Source organism: Streptomyces sp. a15, assembly GCF_059026085.1.
On the sequence record NZ_JBWLKM010000212.1, the window covers coordinates 1 to 1,826 of the forward strand.

The following is a 1,826-nucleotide window of genomic DNA, read 5'->3' on the forward strand; positions in this document are numbered from 1 at the left end:
TCGATGGAGCCGGCGAGGTCCTCGACGGTGGCGATGGCCCAGGCGTTGCCCTGCTTGGTCATCTTGCGCTGGAGGCCGGAGATGATGCCGCCGATGGTGACCACCGCGCCGTCGGAGTGCTCACCTCCGGTGAGCTGGGCGATGCCCGCGTCGGCCTTGTCGGACAGCACGTGCTCCAGGCCGAAGAGCGGGTGGTCGGAGACGTACAGACCGAGCATCTCCCGCTCCTGCGCCAGGAGGTAGGTCTTGTCCCACTCCTCGGTGGTGAACTCCACGTCGAGGCCGAAACCGGGTTCGCTGGTGTCCTCCTCGCCCATGCCGCCGAAGAGGTCGAACTGCCCCTCGGCCTCCTTGCGCTTGACCGCCACCACGTTGTCGATCATCGGCTCGAAATGCGCGGTCAGCCCCTTGCGGGTGTGCCCCAGGGTGTCGAACGCGCCCGCCTTGATCAGCGACTCCGTGGTGCGCTTGTTGCACGCGACCGCCTCGACCTTGTCGAGGTAGTCGGGGAAGGAGGCGTACTTGCCCTTGGCCTTGCGGCTCTTGATGATCGACTCGACCACGTTCGTACCGACGTTCCGAACGGCTTCGAGGCCGAAGAGGATCACGTCGTCGCCCTGCGCGGCGAAGTTGTGCACCGACTCGTTGACGTTGGGCGGGAGCACCTTGATGCCCATGCGGCGGCACTCGTTGAGGTAGACCGCCGACTTGTCCTTGTCGTCCTTCACCGAGGTCAGCAGCGCGGCCATGTACTCGGCGGGGTGGTTCGCCTTCAGGTAGGCGGTCCAGTACGAGACCAGGCCGTACGCGGCGGAGTGCGCCTTGTTGAACGCGTAGCCGGCGAAGGGGACCAGCACGTCCCACAGGGCCTTGATGGCCTCGTCGCTGTAGCCGTTCTTCTGGGCGCCGGCCTGGAAGATGGTGAAGTTCTTGGCCAGCTCGTCGGGCTTCTTCTTGCCCATCACACGGCGGAGGATGTCGGCCTCGCCGAGCGAGTAGCCGGCGATGATCTGGGCGGCCTTCTGCACCTGCTCCTGGTAGACGATCAGGCCGTAGGTGACCGCCAGGACCTCCTGGAGGGGCTCCTCCAGCTCCTTGTGGATCGGCGTGATCTCCTGCAGGCCGTTCTTGCGCAGCGCGTAGTTGGTGTGCGAGTCCATGCCCATCGGGCCGGGCCGGTAGAGCGCGGAGACGGCGGAGATGTCCTCGAAGTTGTCGGGCTTCATCAGGCGCAGCAGCGAGCGCATGGGGCCGCCGTCGAACTGGAAGACGCCGAGGGTCTCGCCACGCTGGAGGAGTTCGAAGGTCGTCGGATCGTCGAGCGGGAGGGCCAGCAGGTCGAGGTCGATGCCCTTGTTGGACTTCACCATCTTGACGGCGTCGTCCATGATCGTCAGGTTGCGCAGGCCGAGGAAGTCCATCTTCAGCAGGCCGAGCGACTCGCACTGCGGGTAGTCCCACTGCGTGATGGTCACGCCGTCGGTGTGCCGCACCCAGATCGGGGCGTGGTCGACGATGGGCTCGCTGGACATGATGACGCCGGCGGCGTGCACGCCCATCTGCCGGACGAGGCCCTCGACGCCCTTGGCGGTGTCGATGACCTTCTTCACGTCCGGCTCGTTCTCGTACATCGCGCGGATCTCGCCGGCCTCGCTGTAGCGCGGGTGCGAGGGGTCGGTGATGCCGTTGAGGTCGATGCCCTTGCCGAGGACGTCGGCGGGCATCGCCTTGGTGAGGCGGTCGCCCATGGCGTACGGGTAGCCCAGCACGCGCGCGGAGTCCTTGATGGCGTTCTTCGCCTTGATCTTGCCGTAGGTGCCGATCAT

General features: G+C 66.2%; 1 protein-coding gene. It reads right to left on the bottom strand.

Annotated elements, in window-relative coordinates:
* On the bottom strand, nt 1-1,826 hold a 1,826-nt coding region (gene dnaE / locus AC5P09_RS51670; RefSeq protein WP_493880586.1), incomplete at both ends, for a DNA polymerase III subunit alpha.